Genomic DNA, 16,171 nt, shown 5'->3' with positions numbered 1-16,171 from the left:
GATCGACATCGATCAGCAAATATCAGTGGACAGCGATGGGAGCATGGTGGACGTGACAACTCACCAGCTTCCCGCGCATGCGCACCACCGGCAGCGTGCATTCGCGCAGTCGTCCAAGCTGCAGGACGTCTTGTATGAAATCCGCGGACCGGTGCACCAGCACGCCGCGCGACTGGAGGCCGAGGGGCACCGCATCCTCAAGCTGAACATCGGCAACCCGGCGCCGTTCGGTTTCGAGGCTCCCGACGTGATCATGCGGGACATGATTCAGGCGTTGCCGTATGCGCAGGGCTACTCCGACTCCAAAGGCATTCTGCCCGCGCGGCGGGCGGTGGTGACGCGCTACGAGTTGGTACCCGGCTTTCCCAAGTTCGACGTCGACGACGTGTACCTGGGCAACGGCGTCTCCGAGTTGATCACGATGACGCTGCAGGCGCTGTTGGACAACGGCGACCAGGTGCTGATTCCGGCCCCCGACTACCCGTTGTGGACGGCGTCCACGTCGTTGGCCGGCGGCACACCCGTGCACTATCTGTGCGACGAGACCCAGGACTGGCAACCCGACATCGCCGACATCGAATCCAAGATCACCGAGCGCACCAAGGCGCTCGTGGTGATCAACCCGAACAACCCCACCGGCGCGGTGTACAGCCGCGAAATCCTCACGCAGATGGTCGCTTTGGCGCGTAAGCACCAACTCCTGCTGCTCGCCGACGAGATCTACGACAAGATCCTCTACGACGACGCCCAGCACATCAACGTCGCAACGCTGGCACCCGACCTGCTGTGCCTGACCTTTAACGGCCTGTCCAAGGCGTACCGGGTGGCCGGCTACCGCGCCGGCTGGTTGGCGATCACCGGCCCCAAGGACCACGCCAGCAGCTTCATCGAGGGGATCAGCCTGCTGGCCAACATGCGGCTGTGCCCGAATGTCCCCGCGCAGCACGGAATTCAGGTTGCCCTGGGGGGCCATCAGAGCATCGAGGACCTGGTGCTGCCCGGCGGCCGGTTGCTCGAGCAACGCGACGTGGCGTGGCGCAAACTCAACGAGATCCCCGGGGTGTCGTGCACCAAACCGGAGGGCGCCCTGTATGCGTTCCCGCGGCTGGATCCCGAGGTCTACGACATCGAAGACGACGAGCAACTCGTCCTGGACCTACTGCTGCAGGAGAAGATCCTGGTCACCCAGGGCACTGGATTCAATTGGCCCGCACCGGATCACCTGCGCATCGTGACGTTGCCGTGGGCGCGTGACCTCGCGGCCGCGATCGAGCGTCTGGGCAACTTCCTGGCCAGTTACCGGCAGTAGCGTGGGCGCCTGCTTCTAACCTGGACCGGGTGACCCATGCACACTCGCACTTGCCGGCGGGCCCGTCGCCGCTGGCGCCGCTGACCGCCCGAATCGTCGTCGGACTGCTGGTCACGATCGGGGTGGCGGTGATCGCCGGGGCGGTACTGCTGTGGCCGGGCAAGCAGCACGTCGAGATCCCGATGCCCTACCAGAATGCCTCGGGTGGCGCTGTGACCACCGAGGCCGGGCACGTGCTGTCCAGTGGCCTCACCGACTGCGGCAGCAAGTCGGCGGGTCAGGTGCTCACCGGCCCGCCGCTGCCCGGCGTCCCCGGCTCGGGCACCTGCGTATCCACCTTGATTGCCATCGATTCCGGCCCGAATGCCGGCGCCAACACCGCGATCGAATTCACCCCCGGGCCGGGTCAGCCCAAGCTGTCCGCCGGTGACAAGGTCCGGGTTATCCGGCAACTGGACGCGCAGGGCACCACCAGTTACGCGTTCTACGACTTCGAGCGCGGCTGGCCGTTGATCGCACTCGCCGCCGCGTTCGCGGTCGTGATCGTCGCCGTGGCCCGCTGGCGTGGGTTGCTGGCACTGGTCGGTGTCGTCGTCGCATTCACGGTGCTGGCGTTGTTCCTGCTGCCGGCGCTTCGTAGCGGCGCTCCGGCCGTCCCCGTGGCGTTGGTCGCCTCGGCGGCAATCCTGTACGCGGTCATGTACCTGGCGCACGGCGTCAACCTGCGTACCAGTGCCGCTCTGCTGGGCACCTTGGCAGCGCTGTTATTGGCTAGCGGATTATCCTGGGCGGCAATAGGTATGGTGCACCTGACCGGTCTGGCCGAAGAACAGAATTCCGACGTCAGCGCGTATCTGGCCAACGTGTCGATCACCGGCCTGCTGCTGGCCGGCTTCATCATCGGATCGCTCGGCGTGCTCAACGATGTCACGGTGACCCAGGCCTCGGCTGTGTTCGAGCTCGCGGCCATCAGCAGCGACACGTCGCGGCGCGCAATCTTTTTGGGGGCGATCAGGGTTGGCCGTGACCACATCGCCAGTACCGTTTATACGCTGGTGCTTGCTTACGCCGGCAGCTCGCTGCCCCTGCTGCTGTTGTTCAGCGTGGCCAACCGCTCCCTGGCCGACGTGCTGACCAGCGAGAGCGTGGCCATCGAGATTGTTCGTTCGGCGATCGGCGGTATCGCACTGGCACTTTCGGTGCCCTTGACCACGGGTATCGCAGCGCTGCTGGCCAGACCTGGCGAATTCAGTGGCGTTGCAACAACTCCAGTAGGTACGTCCCATAACCCGACTTGATCAGCGTCCGGGCCCGTTGCTCGAGTTGCTCGTCGTCGATCCAGCCGTGCCGCCACGCAACCTCTTCGGGCACACTGACTTTCAAGCCTTGCCGTAGTTCCAGCGTGCGAACGAAGTCCGACGCATCCAGCAACGAGTCGAACGTTCCGGTGTCCAGCCACGCGGTGCCGCGGGCCATCACCTCGACGGACAGCCGGCCCTGGTCCAGATAGATCTGGTTGACCTCGGTGATCTCGTACTCACCGCGCGCCGACTTCTTCAGGCCCTTGGCGATCTCGATCACGTCATTGTCGTAGAAGTACAGGCCGGGTACGGCGTAGTGGGACTTCGGTTTCTCCGGCTTCTTCCTCCAGCGACACCGCCATCCCGTCGGCGTCGAATTCCACCACACCGTAGGCCGACGGGTTGGCCACCCAGTACGCGAAAACCGCTCCCCCCGCTGATGGATTGGAATCGGCTCAGGCGGGTGCCCAGGCCCGGGCCGTAGAAGATGTTGTCGCCCAACACCAACGCCACCGACTCGTTGCCGATGTGGTCTGCGCCCAGAACGAATGCCTGCGCCAGGCCGTCCGGGCTGTCCTGGGTAACCCAGCTCAGGTTGATGCCGAATTGCGAACCGTCACCGAGCAGCCGCCGAAAACCCGCTGCATCGTGCGGGGTGGTGATCACCAGGATGTCGCGGATACCGGCCATCATCAGCGTGGACAGCGGGTAGTAGACCATCGGCTTGTCGTATACCGGCAGCAGTTGCTTGCTGATGCCGATTGTGATCGGATGCAGTCGCGTTCCCGATCCACCGGCCAAGATGATCCCGCGCATGCGTGACTCCCTACCGCCTCAGTCGACCAGGTCGTTCTCGGTGAGTTCGGTTGCCGCCAGCGCCAGAGCCAGATTCTCGTGCCGATAAACGGAGGTGACGTGGTCGTGGACCACCCGGAACGCCGAGGCTGCCGTGGTGGCACCGCCGGAGTCACGGATCGTCTGTTCGACGACGACGACGCCGTCGTGCACGAACATCCGGCCCGGCTCCGCCTTGTACTGGGAGGAGGCGGTCAGCGACTCGGCCCACGAACGCAACGCCTGGTGGCCCTGCGCGGCGCCGTGCGCGTCGCCGATCTCGATGTCGTCGCTGGACAACGCCACCAGGGTGTCGATGTCGCCGCTGTTGAGCGCGTCATGCCACGCCAACACGGTGGCGATCTCCGATGTGGTCATGACCCAGAAGTCTAGAGAGGAGTGCGATCGAGCCAACGCTGCCATACCTGCTCGGCACCGAACAGCTCAATCGTCGTGTCGGCGAGCGGGACTCGTCGGGTCATGGCCAGCAACAGCTCGGTGGCGCCCCCGCGCAGCGCCGCGGTGCCCTTGCCGTGCTCGTGCGACCACGTGATTGCGGCGTTCTGGACAGCGATCGTCCATTCGCCGGCTTCGCCCAAACCGGGATCGGTGGCATGCAGGTGCAGGGTATCGGCACCTTCGAGCGGCAACGCTGCGCCGTCCCGGCCCGCCTGGATCACGATGCGTTCCAGGAACTCGTCGATGCCGTCGGCGGCCAGCTCGGGGGCAACATCGAAGCCGACAGCCAGCGCCAGCGCGGCATCGGCTCGGTGCACCAGGTTCTCGTGCAACCGGCGCCGGATCCACCATCGCGCCGGGGCGGGTGCCGAGGAATGTCCACACCGGACTTTCGGAGCCGGTCTGCTCGACGGCGTCCACCAGAAGCTGGGCCCCGCCGTTCAGCCACGCGATCGCGTCGTCGCGGCCGGGTGGCGGCTTGCCGTCCTCGACACTGCGGAAGTCCAGGAAGCTGTCCATCCGATCGCGCACAATCTGGGCGGCCCAACGGTCGCCGCGACCGACATGCCGGAACAGCTGGTCCAGGGTCCAGCCGGGACAGGTCGGCACGGGGGTCGACGGGTCGGCGGTGCGGATCAGCTCCCCGAACGCACGGGTTTCCTGCAGATAGTCCGCGGTGTAGTCCACCCGGTTGACGCTACCCGCCGCGGGGCGGTCAACGGCACCCATCGCCTGGGACAACCCGAACGTCGCCGTCAACGTCGACCAGCGCGGGTGCAGCGACTCGAGCAATGCGGTGAACCTTCGGGCCTGTAGTGCACCGCAGCGAAATTGGTGCCGGCGGCGGCCATCACCGCACGCAACGACGTACCGTCGACATGATAGAACACGATGGACGCGACGGATCGGAGCAAGGACATGCCGGACGAAACCGCAACCGGTGAACCACATTTGAAGGTGGAGCGGGACGGCGAAGTCGTCGTGCTCACGATGAACAACCCACGGCGCAAGAACGCCCTCACCCCGGCCATGATCACGTTGATGGCGCAGGCCTGGGACGAGATCGACGCCGACGACGGGATCCGCGTCGCCATCCTCACCGGATCCGGATCGTCGTACTGCACCGGCGGCGACCTTGCCGACGGATGGATGGTGCGCAGCAGCAAAGCCAACGGCGAGTCGGCGCCACCGACCGGCAAGTCCACGGGCACCATCATCAGTGAAGGGTTGTTGCTGAGCCGTTCGTTGACCAAGCCGCTGATCGCCGCCGTCAACGGCCCTTGTTTGGGCGGCGGCTGTGAGATGTTGCAGCAGACCGATATTCGCATCGCCGAGGAACACGCGGTGTTCGGATTGCCCGAGGCCAAGTTCGGGTTGATCGCGGGCGCGGGCACCACGGTGCGACTCAAGCGCCAGATTCCCTACACCAAAGCCATGGAGATGATCCTGACCGGCGAACCGCTGACCGCCGCCGAGGCCTACCACTTCGGCCTGGTGGGCCATGTGGTGCCGACCGGTCAATCCTTGGACAAAGCGCGGCAGATCGCCGCACGCATCGCGGCCAATGGGCCGCTGGCGGTCCGCAACGCCAAGGCCTCGGTGATCAGCAGCGGTTGGCTCGACGAGGAGGATGCCCGCAGAATCGAGCGGCGCTTCGTCGTCGAGGTGATGGGCTCCGCCGACGCCAAAGAAGGTCTCGCCGCCTTCGCCGCCAAGCGCGAACCCCGGTTCACCGGCAAATAGACAGAGGTTCACGAAATCCAAATTCTGGACAAGGGCGCGCAAACCCAAACACGGCCGCATACTTTGCTTTTCGTGCACGGTGCCTACCATGCTGCCTGGTGCTGGGACGACCACTTCCTGGATTTCTTCGTGCGGCATGGGTACCGGGTCCTGGCGCCGAGCCTGCGCGGGCACGGCGGCAGCCCGTTGTCGCAGCGGCTCAACGACTGCTCGATCGCGGACTACGTGCAAGACATCTGTTCGGTGGCCGACGCCCTGGCGAGCGCGCCCGTCGTGATCGGCCATTCGATGGGCGGTTTCATCGTCCAGAAGTATCTCGAGGTGCGCCGTGCGCCCGCCGCTGTCCTGGTCGCGTCGGCGCCGCCGGGCGGCCTGAACGCCACGGCGTTGCGGACCGCGGCCGCGCATCCGGTGAAGACCTTGCGGGCGGCGTTGGGCCGCAACATGTTCGCGGTGGTCGAGTCGCCGCGCCTGGCCCGGGAGGCGTTCTTCACCCCGGCCACGCCCGAGCTGATCGTCAGTCGGTGTCGCGAACGGCTGCAGCAGGAGAGCCATCGCGCACTGTCGGTGGATGTCACCCGCGGCGAGATGGTGCGTACCGAATTGATCGACGCGCCGATGCTAGTTCTCGGTGCGCTGTGGGACGGGATGCTCTCGCTACGGCAGGTCAGCGCGACCGCTCGCGCCTACCAAACCACTGCCACCTTCTTCGCTATGGGACACGACATGATGCTGGAACCTGGCTGGGCGGCGGTGGCCGCCCACATCGACGCCTGGCTTACTAGGAATTTGGAGCGGCCGGGGCCGCATACCACCGGGTGATGTCGCGGCCTTGGTCCTCCGCGTCGTACCACAGGGCGGTGAAGCGGGGAATCGGCTGGCGGTCGGGGCGGTGGAAGGGCGCTTGGGACAACGCAAGTCGGTAAAGCATGGCGGCCATCTGGCGACGAGGAATGTCGCGGAAGGCGGCCGATCCGAAGCTCAGGGCCGCCCCCGACACCGCTCCCCGATCGGCTTCGGGCACGTGCTGGACGAAGTCGTCCATGATCGTGTTCATCAGCGCGGTCACGTGTCGCATGACCTTCGGCAGGGCCCGCACCCGATACCAGCGCCGCCCCACCGCGGTGTCGTAGATGCCGAACGCCGAGGACCTGTGCTCGATCTCTTCCATGAAATGCCAAAGGAATAGCGACGCGACCCGATCCGCGCCGCCCCGGAACAAGGTGTGCTCGTTGTTGAGCATCATGCCGAACAGCGGCGTGAAGGTCGCCTCGATATCGGTGACATAGGCGAGGTTGAAGTCCAGCGACTCGTTCTCCAGCAGCTCGGTGTAAGCCTGATCGATCTTCTTCTGTGTCTCAGCAAGTTTCGGGTACCGCGCAACCAGAGTGGCGGCGTGCTTGCGATGCATCCGAGCGTGCTGGGCCTCCTGACGCAGGAAGTCTTCGGCCTCCTGCTGCATCGGAGTGCCGGCCAGGCGGGGGGCGGCGAGCTGCACCACCTGCACGATGTAGCGCTCGAAGGCCGGCGCCGCGAAACTGATCGCGTTGCACATCTCGGAGAAGTCCGGGTTGTTCGGCTGCCAAAGATAAGGCGCGGACTGCGCGTCGAAGCTGAACGGCGGTTTTCGGATCTTCAACGTGCTCATCGCTGCCTCCCGGGTGCACATCCGATGGGCGCAGCGGCTCCGGATGCGACGATTTCTTGTTTCGTCTCACATCAGCATGGCGGAGGCCGCGGGCGGCTGTCAAGGCGACAAGTCACGCCCAGCGCGCAGCCGACTACTCCGACAGCGGCTTGATCAGGGGAAAGATGGCGTAGCGCTTGAGCATCGCCAATCGGTGCTCGCGGGGGTGAGCGGCGAACGGCTCGAGCAGGCTGAGTTGGATCCCGATGAGCCATTCGACGGCGTCGTGAGTGTCGACGTCGTCGCGCAATTGGCCGGCGTCCCGGTATTCCCGCAGCAGGGCTTCGACCAGCGGAGACACTATCGATGTCATCGCTTCCAGCCCGCCACCCACGCGGGCGAGAGCGTGCGGTCCCTGGCTGTGCGCTTGCAGGGCCTTGTACCAGCTTTGAGACCTCAAGGCGTCGCTGAACAGCAATAATCCCTGCGCCATTCGTTCGGTCGGGTCAGTGATGCCTTCGATCTGGTGGGCGACGATGCCGGCCATGGTTGCGGTGCGGGCCATGATGACTTCGCGGATCAGTTCGTCCTTGTCGGCGGCGTGGCGGTACAGCGTCGCCCTGGAGCACCCGGCTTTCTCGGCGATGTCGTCGACCCGCACACCCAGGGGGCCGCGTTGGTCGATCAGTTCCGCGGTGGCCGCGATCAGCCGGCCGCGTAGGTCGCCAGGCATCCGGTCGATCTCCCCTTTTATGGCGCGGACCTGCGCCGCGAGCGATTCACGATAACAGATCCGCGGTCCCCCAGTTGACGGCTTGATGCCGTCGTGAGATTCTTTCCTAGATCGTCTCACAGCGAAGGGGTGCGATGACGACCGAGGTAGAAGTCGCCATCATCGGGGCGGGCCCGGGCGGCATCTGCGCCGCTTACCAGCTGCTGCAACGCGGTATCACCGATTTCGTGATCCTGGAACGGGCCGACGACTTCGGCGGAACATGGCGCGACAACCACTACCCCGGATTGGCCGTGGACCTGCCCGGCGTCTTCTATCAACTGTCTTTCGCCCGAAACCCGGACTGGTCGCGACTGTTTCCCACCGGACCCGAACTTCATGCCTATCTGCGCCGGACGGCGCGCGAGCTGAACCTCTACCCGCACCTTCGTCCCGGATGCAACGTCGTCCGACAGACCTGGGCGGCCGACACCGACCGCTGGGAACTCGAAATCGCCGACCGGCCAACCATTTCGGCGCGCTTCCTGATCAATGCAGTCGGCGGCTACATCAACGCCGACCACACCACGGTAGTCCCGGGGATCGACGATTTCACCGGAACCGTGCTGCGGCCCAACGCGTGGGACGACGGCTACGACGTTCGGGGCAGACGCGTCGGCATCGTCGGAACGGGCTCCAGCGGCGTCCAGATCGCGGCCGCCCTGGCGCCGGTCGCCGCGAGCGTGGACGTCTACCAGCGCACCCCGGCGTGGATCCTGCCCAAGATCGACTTCGACGTACCACCCGCCCTCAAACGCCTGCAACGCATCCCGGGACTGGTCGCGGTGCTCAATTGGCTGGCCCGCATCCTCATGGACGTCGGCGTCGTGGCTCCGCTGATCCACGTGCTGTCCCGGCTCCCCGAAAGGGGGCTGACCAAAATCCTGCCGATCTACGACATCGGCTGGCGCGCCTTCTATCGCGCCTGGCTACGCGCCGTCGTGAAGGACGCGACCTATCGTGCGGCGCTGCTGCCCCGCTACGGCATGTACGCCAAGCGGCCCGTCATCTCCAGCGCGTTCCTGCCGGCGCTGAACCGCGATTCCGTGCGGCTGGTCACCAGCCCGATCTGCCGCGTCACCGAATCCGGGGTGAAGACCGAGGATTCGCGGCACTACCCGACCGATCTGCTGGTGCTGGCAACCGGATACGAACTGTACACCGACCCTGAGACCTACCGGCCCGCAACGGTTGTCGGCCGCGACGGGTTCGACCTGGCCGAGCATTTCCGCGCGCACGGCCTGCGCAGCTATGCCGGCAGCTGCTATCCGAACATCCCGAACCGCTGGGATCTGGTCGGACCGCGCGGCTATGTGGGACTGGCGTGGACGGATTGGGTGGAGACGACTGCTCTGCACGCGGTCCGGATGATCGACCACACCCGCCGGATCGGCGCCGCCACGGTGGAGGTCACCCAGCAGGCCTTCGATGCGTGGAACGCGCGAATGGACCGGCGCGCCAAGGCCTATCACGTCTACGTCACCAAGTGCAGTCCGAAGTTCCGGACGTACTTCGTCAACTCCCACGGCGAGACGCTCTATTACCGGCCGCAGACGATCCTCGGTTCGCGGTGGTTCGCCCGCCACTCTCCCCTGTCCGACTACCGGTTCAGCCACCCGACCCACCGACGGACGCCGACGGTGTTCGCCGACACCACTATCGGCGCATCCGGCGCCGCAAGGAGAGACCGATGACCACCATCTTCAATCCCGAAGACCTGCACAGCGTGGCCAAGGCCGCCGTCGGACTCGGCGACCGTAAGGCGGCATGCGAACAGATCGTCGCCGATCTGAAACGCAGTTACCCCAACCACATTCGCGACGACATCCCCCTGGCTGCTGAACAACGCCGGTGGCGCCATGGGGCAGATGAAGCTGCTGCACGCCTCTCTCACCGAATACCTCATTCTGTTCGGCACCCCGATCGGCACCGAAGGCCACTCCGGGCGCTACCCGACCGAGGTATGGGACTTCGTGTTCGACGGCCAGGTCTGGTGCTACGAAGAGGGCGAACTCGATCGGGCCGAACATCACCCCGGCGACGTCGCCTATCTGGGCCGCGGTCGGGTCAAGGGATACTGCGCACCGGGCGGGGCGTACATGCTGGAATACGCGCGGGGCCCGATCCCCTCGATGATGGCCTTCGGCGTCGCCGACGCCGTCTTCAGCACCGTCGACGCACCGACGGTCGCCAAGACCGCCTGGTACTACGCGAAATTGACAGCGGCAAGCCTGCGGCGGGGCAAGATCTAGCCGCCGGCGGCGCCCCGACCGTGAACGACACCGAACTGCTCGACCGGTTGCGGTCCTGGCTGCAGCAGCGCCTGGGCGGTCCCGTTGAACTGCAACCGCACCCGGCACCCGGCAGCGGTTTCTCCGCCGACAACCTGGTCTTCTCGGCTACGGTTGCCGGCCGCACCACCAAGCACATCCTGCGCCGGGACAGTCAAGGCGAATCGCCGTATCCCGAACAGGCGCCGGGACTGGGCACCGGAGTGTCACTGCAGTCGGCGGTGATGCGCGCACTGGACGGGATCGTGCCGGTGGCAACCGGAGTGCAGGTCGAGCAGGACCCGGCAGTGCTGGGCGTCCCTTTCATGGTGATGGATTTCGTGGCCGGCGTTGTGCCCATCGAGTACCCGGCGTGCACTCTCGAGGGCTTCTTCGCCGATGCGCCACCGAGGCTACGTGCGACCATGATCAGATCAGGACTGGAGACACTCGCCCGATTACACACCACCCCCTGGCGCTCGGCCGGCTTGTCGTTCCTGCACGACGAAGCCCGTCCCGCCGGCGCCGCCAGGCAGCTTGCGCTGTGGGAAGCCAAGCTGCGCAGCGGGTTACGGGGTCGCCGTGCCGACATCTTCGAGCGCGCTACTCAAGCGCTGCACGCGACGGTGCCATCGGCACCGCCGGCCGAGGAGGTGGTGCTCAGCTGGGGCGACGCCCGCCTGGGCAACATCATCTGGGACCCACGCACCGGAGAACCGTTGTGTGTGACCGATTTTGAAGGAGCCGCCGTCGGCGAGCGAGAGCTCGACCTGGGCTGGTGGCTGCTGGCCGACCGCTGGATGCACGAGGGTTCGGGCGCCGAGCGTCTGGACGGCGAACCCACCCGGCCCGAACAAGTCGCCCTGTACGAACGAGCGGCCGGAGTCCAGGTGGGCGAACTCGGCTGGTACGAACTGTTCGCGGCCTACCGGTTCGCCACCAGCGTCGTGACGGTGATGGACCGGTGGGTGCGGGACGGAAAGTTGCCCGACGACCACACGCTGTGGCGCGATAACCCGGCCACCGCACTGGTCGCGGCGATTCTCGACGAGCGGACGGCGGTGCAGCAATGAGAGTGGGCCCTTATGCCGACACCGGCGACGAGTTCCATCCCCCGGTGAACGACGACGATCACGAGTGGGCGGAGACCTGCTGGTTCACCTTCGCGGTGCCCGAGCGCCGGCTGTCCGGTCAACAGTACTGCTACTTCAAACCTACGCTCGGAGTCGTCGCAGCGGCTGCGTATGTCTGGGACGACACCGGCGATCAAGTGTGGAATTGCCGGTACGCCAAGAACTTCTGGCACCTGCCGTTTCCCGATGCATCGTTGTCGGATCTGACTCTGGCCAACGGCATTCGGCATCGGGTCCGGCAGCCGGGCGTATGCTACGCGATCGGCTACGACGACCCCGACGGCGACGAGCTCCACGTGGACCTCACCTTCACCGCGCTCAGCACGCCACACCTGCTGGGTGAGCATCACCTCGATCAACCCGGCCGCTGCGTCGGCGAGATCGTCTTGGGTGGCGAGTCGATCGCCGTCGATTCCTTCGGCTTTCGCGACCGGTCATGGGGCCGACGGACTCAGTACGGCCCGGGAATTCACGAAACACACTGCAAGACCGGTGGTTACAGCTATGCGACCGCCTCGGCCGAGGAGGCGTTCCTGGCGATCACCCTGGACTTCGGCGACGGATCGGCGATCGTCATCCATGGGTACTTGATCCGCGGCGGCCAGAAAGCCAATCTGGTCGGCGGCCGGCGCAGCGTCGACGAACGCGACCCGTCGACCGGGGCGCCGACCAAGGTGAGCGTCGAAGCCGTCGACGAACTCGGACGCACCCTGGCCGCCTCCGGTACGCCGCTGAACCGGCTCGGCTTCCTGGTCAACCCGAATTTGTGGACCTGGAACTGCCTCACCGAATGGAACTGGAACGGCATCAGTGCATTCGGTGAGGACCACGACAACTGGAGCGTCGCCGGGCAGCGGGAGTTCAGCAGGCAACTGCGGGCGCGCAGTGGTGGTCAGCGCTCCACATAACGAGAGATCAATTTGCTCAACTGCTCGGGTGCGTCGAGTTGGACGAAATGACCAGCACCCGAGATGATTTCGTGTTGACTTCCGGCAGGAAGGCTGGCCGCGCTCGCCGACGCCAACTCGACGTCCAATGCCCCGTCCACTTCGCCGTGCACGAGCAGGATCGGGGTCCGCAGCGCAGCTTTGCGCCAGGACCGGTGCAGCGGGCGGTAGGCCGGATGCTGACGCCGAGGCTGGAATTGGTGACGGTAGTAGGAGACGGCGGCTTTGCGGTGCGCGCGATCGGGCAGCGCGGCCCACAGGTACTCTAGGTCCGCGCTGGTGTCGTATCCGGGTGGGCACCAGTCCCGCCACAACCGTGGGATCACCCGGTCCAGGGTGCGCTCGGTTAATCCCGGAAGTTGTTGGTAGACAACGTACCAACTGTTGCGGGTCTGCGCGGGCAGGCGCCGCAGCGGCCGGGTTCCCAGTCCCTGCCGGAACCCGTGGAGCACCGGGGTGGCCAGGGCGATCACCGTTGCGAACGGTGAATCGTCATGCGCGGCAAGCGCAACGGCGGTGAAACCACCCCAATCGTGACCCAGCAGCACCGCGTCGGCGGGACTGTCCAGATGGCGGTGCAGCGCGATCGAATCGAACATCAGGGCGCCGATGTGATAGTCGCCGTCTCTGGGGATCTCGGTCGGGCAGTAACCGCGGCTGAACGGCGCCACTACGCGATAGCCCTGCGCCGCCAGCAGCGGCCCGAGTCGCCGCCACGTCCAGGCCGTGTCCGGATAGCCGTGCAGGCACAGGATCAGCCGACCATCCGGCGGGCCCCACGCCAGCGCCGAAACCCGCAGGTGGGGCAGATCGAACATCAGGGCCTGCGGTGCGGACGTCATGCCCGCGCGGTGTCGGGGACAACGGCCGGTGATTGCCGCCCGGCGCGAAGGAAACTTCCGGTGCGTACCGTGCCGAGCAGTTCGGTGGGCTTGCCGTCGATGACGACGGGCGCTCCGCTGATGAGCACCGCCTTGACCGCGTCGTCGTTGCGGTTGACCATTCGCACCATGCCGTCGTACTGCTCGGCGGGCGCTTCGGCGTAGGCGTCGACGGACTCGTCGAGGTGCTCGGGGTCGAGGATGGCCAGGTCGGCACGGTCACCGACACGCAAGTGTCCGGCATCCAGGCCGTACCACTCGGCCAGTTCACCGCTCATCCGGTGCACCGCACGCTCGACGGTCATGAACGGCGTGCCCGCGCGCTCTGCGTCGCGGACCCGTTTGAGCAGACGCAGCCCCATGTTGTAGAACGCCATGTTGCGCATGTGGGCGCCGGCGTCGGAGAACCCCATCTGCACGTGGGCATCTTTGGACAACCGGTTGAGCACGTGTGGGCGGTGATTCTGAATGGTGGTGTACCAACGCACCGCCTTGCCGTGTTCGAGCACCAGATCCAGGAATGCGTCGACCGGGTGCAGCCCGCCACGCTCCAATCCGACTTGACCAAACGACTTTCCGATCACCGAGCGGTCGGGACAGTCGACGATTTCGGCGTCGAAGAAGTCACGGTGCCACACCTTGATGCCGAATTTCTTGTCGTAGTCCTTGCGGAACCGGCGACGGTAGGCCTCGTCGGCCATCAGCTCGTCGCGCTCGACGCAGTCGGCCAGGTGCATCGCCTCTTCCCCGGAGCCGAACTCCTCGAAGATGACGAAGTCGATGCCGTCGGCGTAGACGGTGAACGGCACCGGCAGGTGCTGGAACCGGAAGTCCCCGCCGAGTCCGTTGGCCAGCGACGACACCGTCTTGAGCGCAAAGATGCTGCCCCGGTTGGATTTTGGGTCGGCGGCGGCCAGCAGGCTGGTCTTGAGCGGCTTGCGGAACAGACCGGTCGAGTGCAGTGCGTGCGCCAGCAGGTCAGTGGGCTTGCGGATGTTCGGCGCCGACTGCACCACCGCGCCGCGGCGGCGCAGCAACGCCTTGAGGCGGCGGAACTCGCGGCCGCCGGCGTAGGTCGAGGGCACCGCGCGGGATCGGCAGCGGTCGCCGTCGAGCTTGTCGAACTCCAGGTTCATCGCCGACATTCCGACGAAACCGGCGTCCAGCGCCTCGGCAAGCATGCGTTCCATTTGCTCGAGTTCGTCCCGGGTCGGCTTGACCCGACGGTCGGTGGCACGTTCCAGCCCCATCACCGCGGTCCGGATGTCGGAGTGCCCGATGAACGAACACACGTTGGGCCCCAGCGGAAATGACTCCAATGCGTTGATGTACTGCTCGCAGTTGGCCCACGTCTTGTGCTCGGCGAGTGCCTTGACGACGTGGTCACGCGGGATCGCCTCGACTCGGCCGAACAAGTCCCCGGCGTCCTCGGGGTCGACGTGGACGGTGGAGATCGAGCACGACCCCACCGTCACCGTCGTCACGCCATGGCGGACCGACTCCGCAAGGCCGGGACCCTTGAGCACCTCGACGTCGTAGTGGGTGTGAATGTCGATGAAGCCGGGCACCACCCACGCCCCGGTCGCATCGATGACGCGTGCGCAGCCGGCGTCGTCGATTTCGTCCGGCGTGACCGCGGCGATCCTGCCGTTCTTGATGCCGATATTGCGCACCGCCGACGGCGCTCCGGTGCCGTCGAACCAGCGCCCGTGGCGAATGATCGTGTCGAAGGCCATGACCGCCACTCCCTCCTGGGTTGCAGGTTGAGCCTAATCGTCGAACCGTCGTGAGACGGATTCTGATAGTGTCTCACAAAGCACCGGTGCGCGGCAACGCGGTGGCTCGTCTGCGAATTACTGCGAGTACAGCGGAATTAGTCGTGACGGAAATGAATTCCCTGTTCAGGACGGGCAGTTTTCGGACTGGCAAATCGGGTGGACGCTTCACTAAGACCCGATGCGGGAGCGTATCGCCAAAGTGCAGCACCCAGCGCCGCAGACCACCGGTACAACGACCTGTGCGACCTGATGGCGCGCGCCGCGCGCGGTGCGGTCAATCTGCTCACCCGGAAATACCGGCTGAACGACTTTCAGTGTGCCATAGACGATCTCGACAGCGGCGATATTCGCGGACGTGCCGTCCCCATCGCTTGACCACGACACGGACGTCCACGCGCCGCCCGCATGCACCGCCAGCCGGCCGGGGACGTAACGTCTCAGCCATGCGCACCCATGGGTGGGGCGGCGCCAAGCCCGCGTCGGACGAAGAGGCGATCGAACGCATCCTGGATGCGGCCAGCCAGGCGATCGACGAACGCGGCAGCGCCATCCGCATCGCAGATGTAGCCCGAACGCTGGGGGTCTCGCGCCAGACCGTCTACAACTACTTCCCCGGAACCAACACTTTGCTGGAGGCAGCGGCCACCCGGTCCGGGATGCGGTTCATCGATCGGCTCGCCGAGCACCTCGCCGGGATCACCGACCCCATCGACGCCTTGGTGGAGAGCCTGGCGTTCACCCTGGAAGTGGCTGCCCGGCGACAAGCACGTGCAGTTGATGCTGATCCACGACTTCACCCGGGCCTCCACCGGGGTGACGTCGGATTTGGGCATCCGATTCGGCCACGGCCTGCTGGCCGGCCTGGATGTCGACTGGGCCGGCCTCGGGCTCGACGACGCCGACCTCGACGACCTGGCCGAATACACGCTGCGGATCCTGCAGTCGTTCATGATCGACCCGGGCCGGCCGCCGCGCACCGGCGCGGTGCTGCGCGCCTACCTGCGCCGCTGGGTGGCGCCGGTGCTCGCGGCCGAGATCGCCGGCCACCGCATCGCGCGGCCGAACCTCAGGCGTCGAATTGACGCCTTCGGTAAGCTGTCCAGTCGAGTGAGGTGAT

The 16,171-nt window shown here is 66.0% G+C and carries 13 protein-coding genes and 4 pseudogenes; 10 read left to right on the top strand and 7 right to left on the bottom strand.

Annotation, left to right across the window (positions count from 1 at the left end; translation table 11 throughout):
• Window positions 1–25: 25 nt before the first annotated feature.
• Both L6444_RS03120 and L6444_RS03115 read left to right on the top strand, forming a co-directional pair.
• Window positions 26–1,309 carry a pyridoxal phosphate-dependent aminotransferase gene (locus L6444_RS03120; RefSeq protein WP_236980417.1) on the top strand — a complete coding sequence of 428 codons (1,284 nt, stop codon included), beginning with the start codon at window positions 26–28 and terminating at the stop codon, window positions 1,307–1,309.
• Between the two features lie 29 nt (window positions 1,310–1,338).
• Window positions 1,339–2,607 (top strand): YibE/F family protein, encoded by a 1,269-nt coding sequence (locus L6444_RS03115; RefSeq protein ID WP_236980416.1) that lies wholly within the window; start codon window positions 1,339–1,341, stop codon window positions 2,605–2,607.
• Here L6444_RS03115 and rfbA read toward each other — a convergent pair.
• The 3 genes and pseudogenes from rfbA to L6444_RS03100 form a co-directional block, all read right to left on the bottom strand.
• Window positions 2,558–3,426 (bottom strand): annotated as a pseudogene (gene rfbA / locus L6444_RS03110) (glucose-1-phosphate thymidylyltransferase RfbA). The gene L6444_RS03115 and the pseudogene rfbA overlap by 50 nt on opposite strands.
• Before the next feature lie 18 nt (window positions 3,427–3,444).
• Entirely contained in the window at window positions 3,445–3,822 is a 378-nt protein-coding gene (locus L6444_RS03105; RefSeq protein ID WP_236980414.1) for a nuclear transport factor 2 family protein, read from the bottom strand.
• Window positions 3,823–3,833: 11 nt separating this feature from the next.
• Window positions 3,834–4,590: pseudogene (locus L6444_RS03100) on the bottom strand (maleylpyruvate isomerase family mycothiol-dependent enzyme).
• 204 nt (window positions 4,591–4,794) lie between these two features.
• Here L6444_RS03100 and L6444_RS03095 point away from each other — a divergent pair.
• Both L6444_RS03095 and L6444_RS03090 read left to right on the top strand, forming a co-directional pair.
• Entirely contained in the window at window positions 4,795–5,646 is an 852-nt protein-coding gene (locus L6444_RS03095) for an enoyl-CoA hydratase-related protein (protein ID WP_236980411.1), read from the top strand.
• Between the two features lie 72 nt (window positions 5,647–5,718).
• Window positions 5,719–6,468 (top strand): alpha/beta hydrolase, encoded by a 750-nt coding sequence (locus L6444_RS03090; protein WP_236980409.1) that lies wholly within the window; start codon window positions 5,719–5,721, stop codon window positions 6,466–6,468.
• On the opposite strand, the gene L6444_RS03085 is transcribed toward L6444_RS03090, so the two are convergent.
• Together L6444_RS03085 and L6444_RS03080 are read right to left on the bottom strand one after the other, a co-directional pair.
• Complete coding sequence (locus tag L6444_RS03085) at window positions 6,428–7,294, bottom strand: metal-dependent hydrolase (protein ID WP_236980407.1); 867 nt, start codon at window positions 7,292–7,294, stop codon at window positions 6,428–6,430. The two genes, L6444_RS03090 and L6444_RS03085, sit on opposite strands and share 41 nt — an antisense overlap.
• A gap of 133 nt (window positions 7,295–7,427) precedes the next feature.
• The gene (locus L6444_RS03080) at window positions 7,428–8,006 is read right to left on the bottom strand and encodes a TetR/AcrR family transcriptional regulator (protein WP_236980405.1); all 579 of its coding nucleotides are present in this window, start codon (window positions 8,004–8,006) and stop codon (window positions 7,428–7,430) included.
• A gap of 134 nt (window positions 8,007–8,140) precedes the next feature.
• Between L6444_RS03080 and L6444_RS03075 the strand changes: the two genes are divergently transcribed.
• From L6444_RS03075 to L6444_RS03060, 4 genes and pseudogenes are all read left to right on the top strand, one after another.
• Window positions 8,141–9,739 carry a flavin-containing monooxygenase gene (locus tag L6444_RS03075; protein ID WP_236980403.1) on the top strand — a complete coding sequence of 533 codons (1,599 nt, stop codon included), beginning with the start codon at window positions 8,141–8,143 and terminating at the stop codon, window positions 9,737–9,739.
• Window positions 9,740–9,877: 138 nt separating this feature from the next.
• Window positions 9,878–10,297 (top strand): annotated as a pseudogene (locus L6444_RS03070) (ERG2 family protein); the annotation flags it as partial.
• 20 nt (window positions 10,298–10,317) lie between these two features.
• A complete protein-coding gene (locus L6444_RS03065; RefSeq protein ID WP_236980399.1) occupies window positions 10,318–11,388 on the top strand; it encodes a phosphotransferase family protein in 1,071 nt (356 codons plus the stop codon).
• The gene (locus tag L6444_RS03060; RefSeq protein ID WP_236980397.1) at window positions 11,385–12,356 is read left to right on the top strand and encodes a hypothetical protein; all 972 of its coding nucleotides are present in this window, start codon (window positions 11,385–11,387) and stop codon (window positions 12,354–12,356) included. Before L6444_RS03065 ends, L6444_RS03060 begins: the two co-directional genes overlap by 4 nt.
• Here the strand turns inward: L6444_RS03060 and L6444_RS03055 are convergent.
• Together L6444_RS03055 and L6444_RS03050 are read right to left on the bottom strand one after the other, a co-directional pair.
• Window positions 12,341–13,237 carry an alpha/beta fold hydrolase gene (locus L6444_RS03055; RefSeq protein ID WP_236980395.1) on the bottom strand — a complete coding sequence of 299 codons (897 nt, stop codon included), beginning with the start codon at window positions 13,235–13,237 and terminating at the stop codon, window positions 12,341–12,343. The two genes, L6444_RS03060 and L6444_RS03055, sit on opposite strands and share 16 nt — an antisense overlap.
• Window positions 13,234–15,012, bottom strand: a complete 1,779-nt coding sequence (locus L6444_RS03050; protein WP_236980393.1) for an N-acyl-D-amino-acid deacylase family protein — start codon at window positions 15,010–15,012, stop codon at window positions 13,234–13,236. Before L6444_RS03050 ends, L6444_RS03055 begins: the two co-directional genes overlap by 4 nt.
• Before the next feature lie 198 nt (window positions 15,013–15,210).
• Here L6444_RS03050 and L6444_RS03045 point away from each other — a divergent pair, with 198 nt between their 5' ends.
• Both L6444_RS03045 and L6444_RS03040 read left to right on the top strand, forming a co-directional pair.
• Window positions 15,211–15,429 (top strand): hypothetical protein, encoded by a 219-nt coding sequence (locus tag L6444_RS03045; protein WP_236980391.1) that lies wholly within the window; start codon window positions 15,211–15,213, stop codon window positions 15,427–15,429.
• A 68-nt stretch (window positions 15,430–15,497) separates the two neighbouring features.
• Window positions 15,498–16,170 (top strand): annotated as a pseudogene (locus L6444_RS03040) (TetR/AcrR family transcriptional regulator).
• The last annotated feature ends 1 nt before the right edge of the window (window position 16,171 follow it).

It is taken from the genome of Mycobacterium kiyosense (assembly GCA_021654635.1).
Classification (GTDB): Bacteria; Actinomycetota; Actinomycetes; order Mycobacteriales; family Mycobacteriaceae; genus Mycobacterium; species Mycobacterium kiyosense.
The sequence above is the reverse complement of the archived record's forward strand: the minus strand, read 5'-3'. Positions and strand labels throughout refer to the sequence as shown.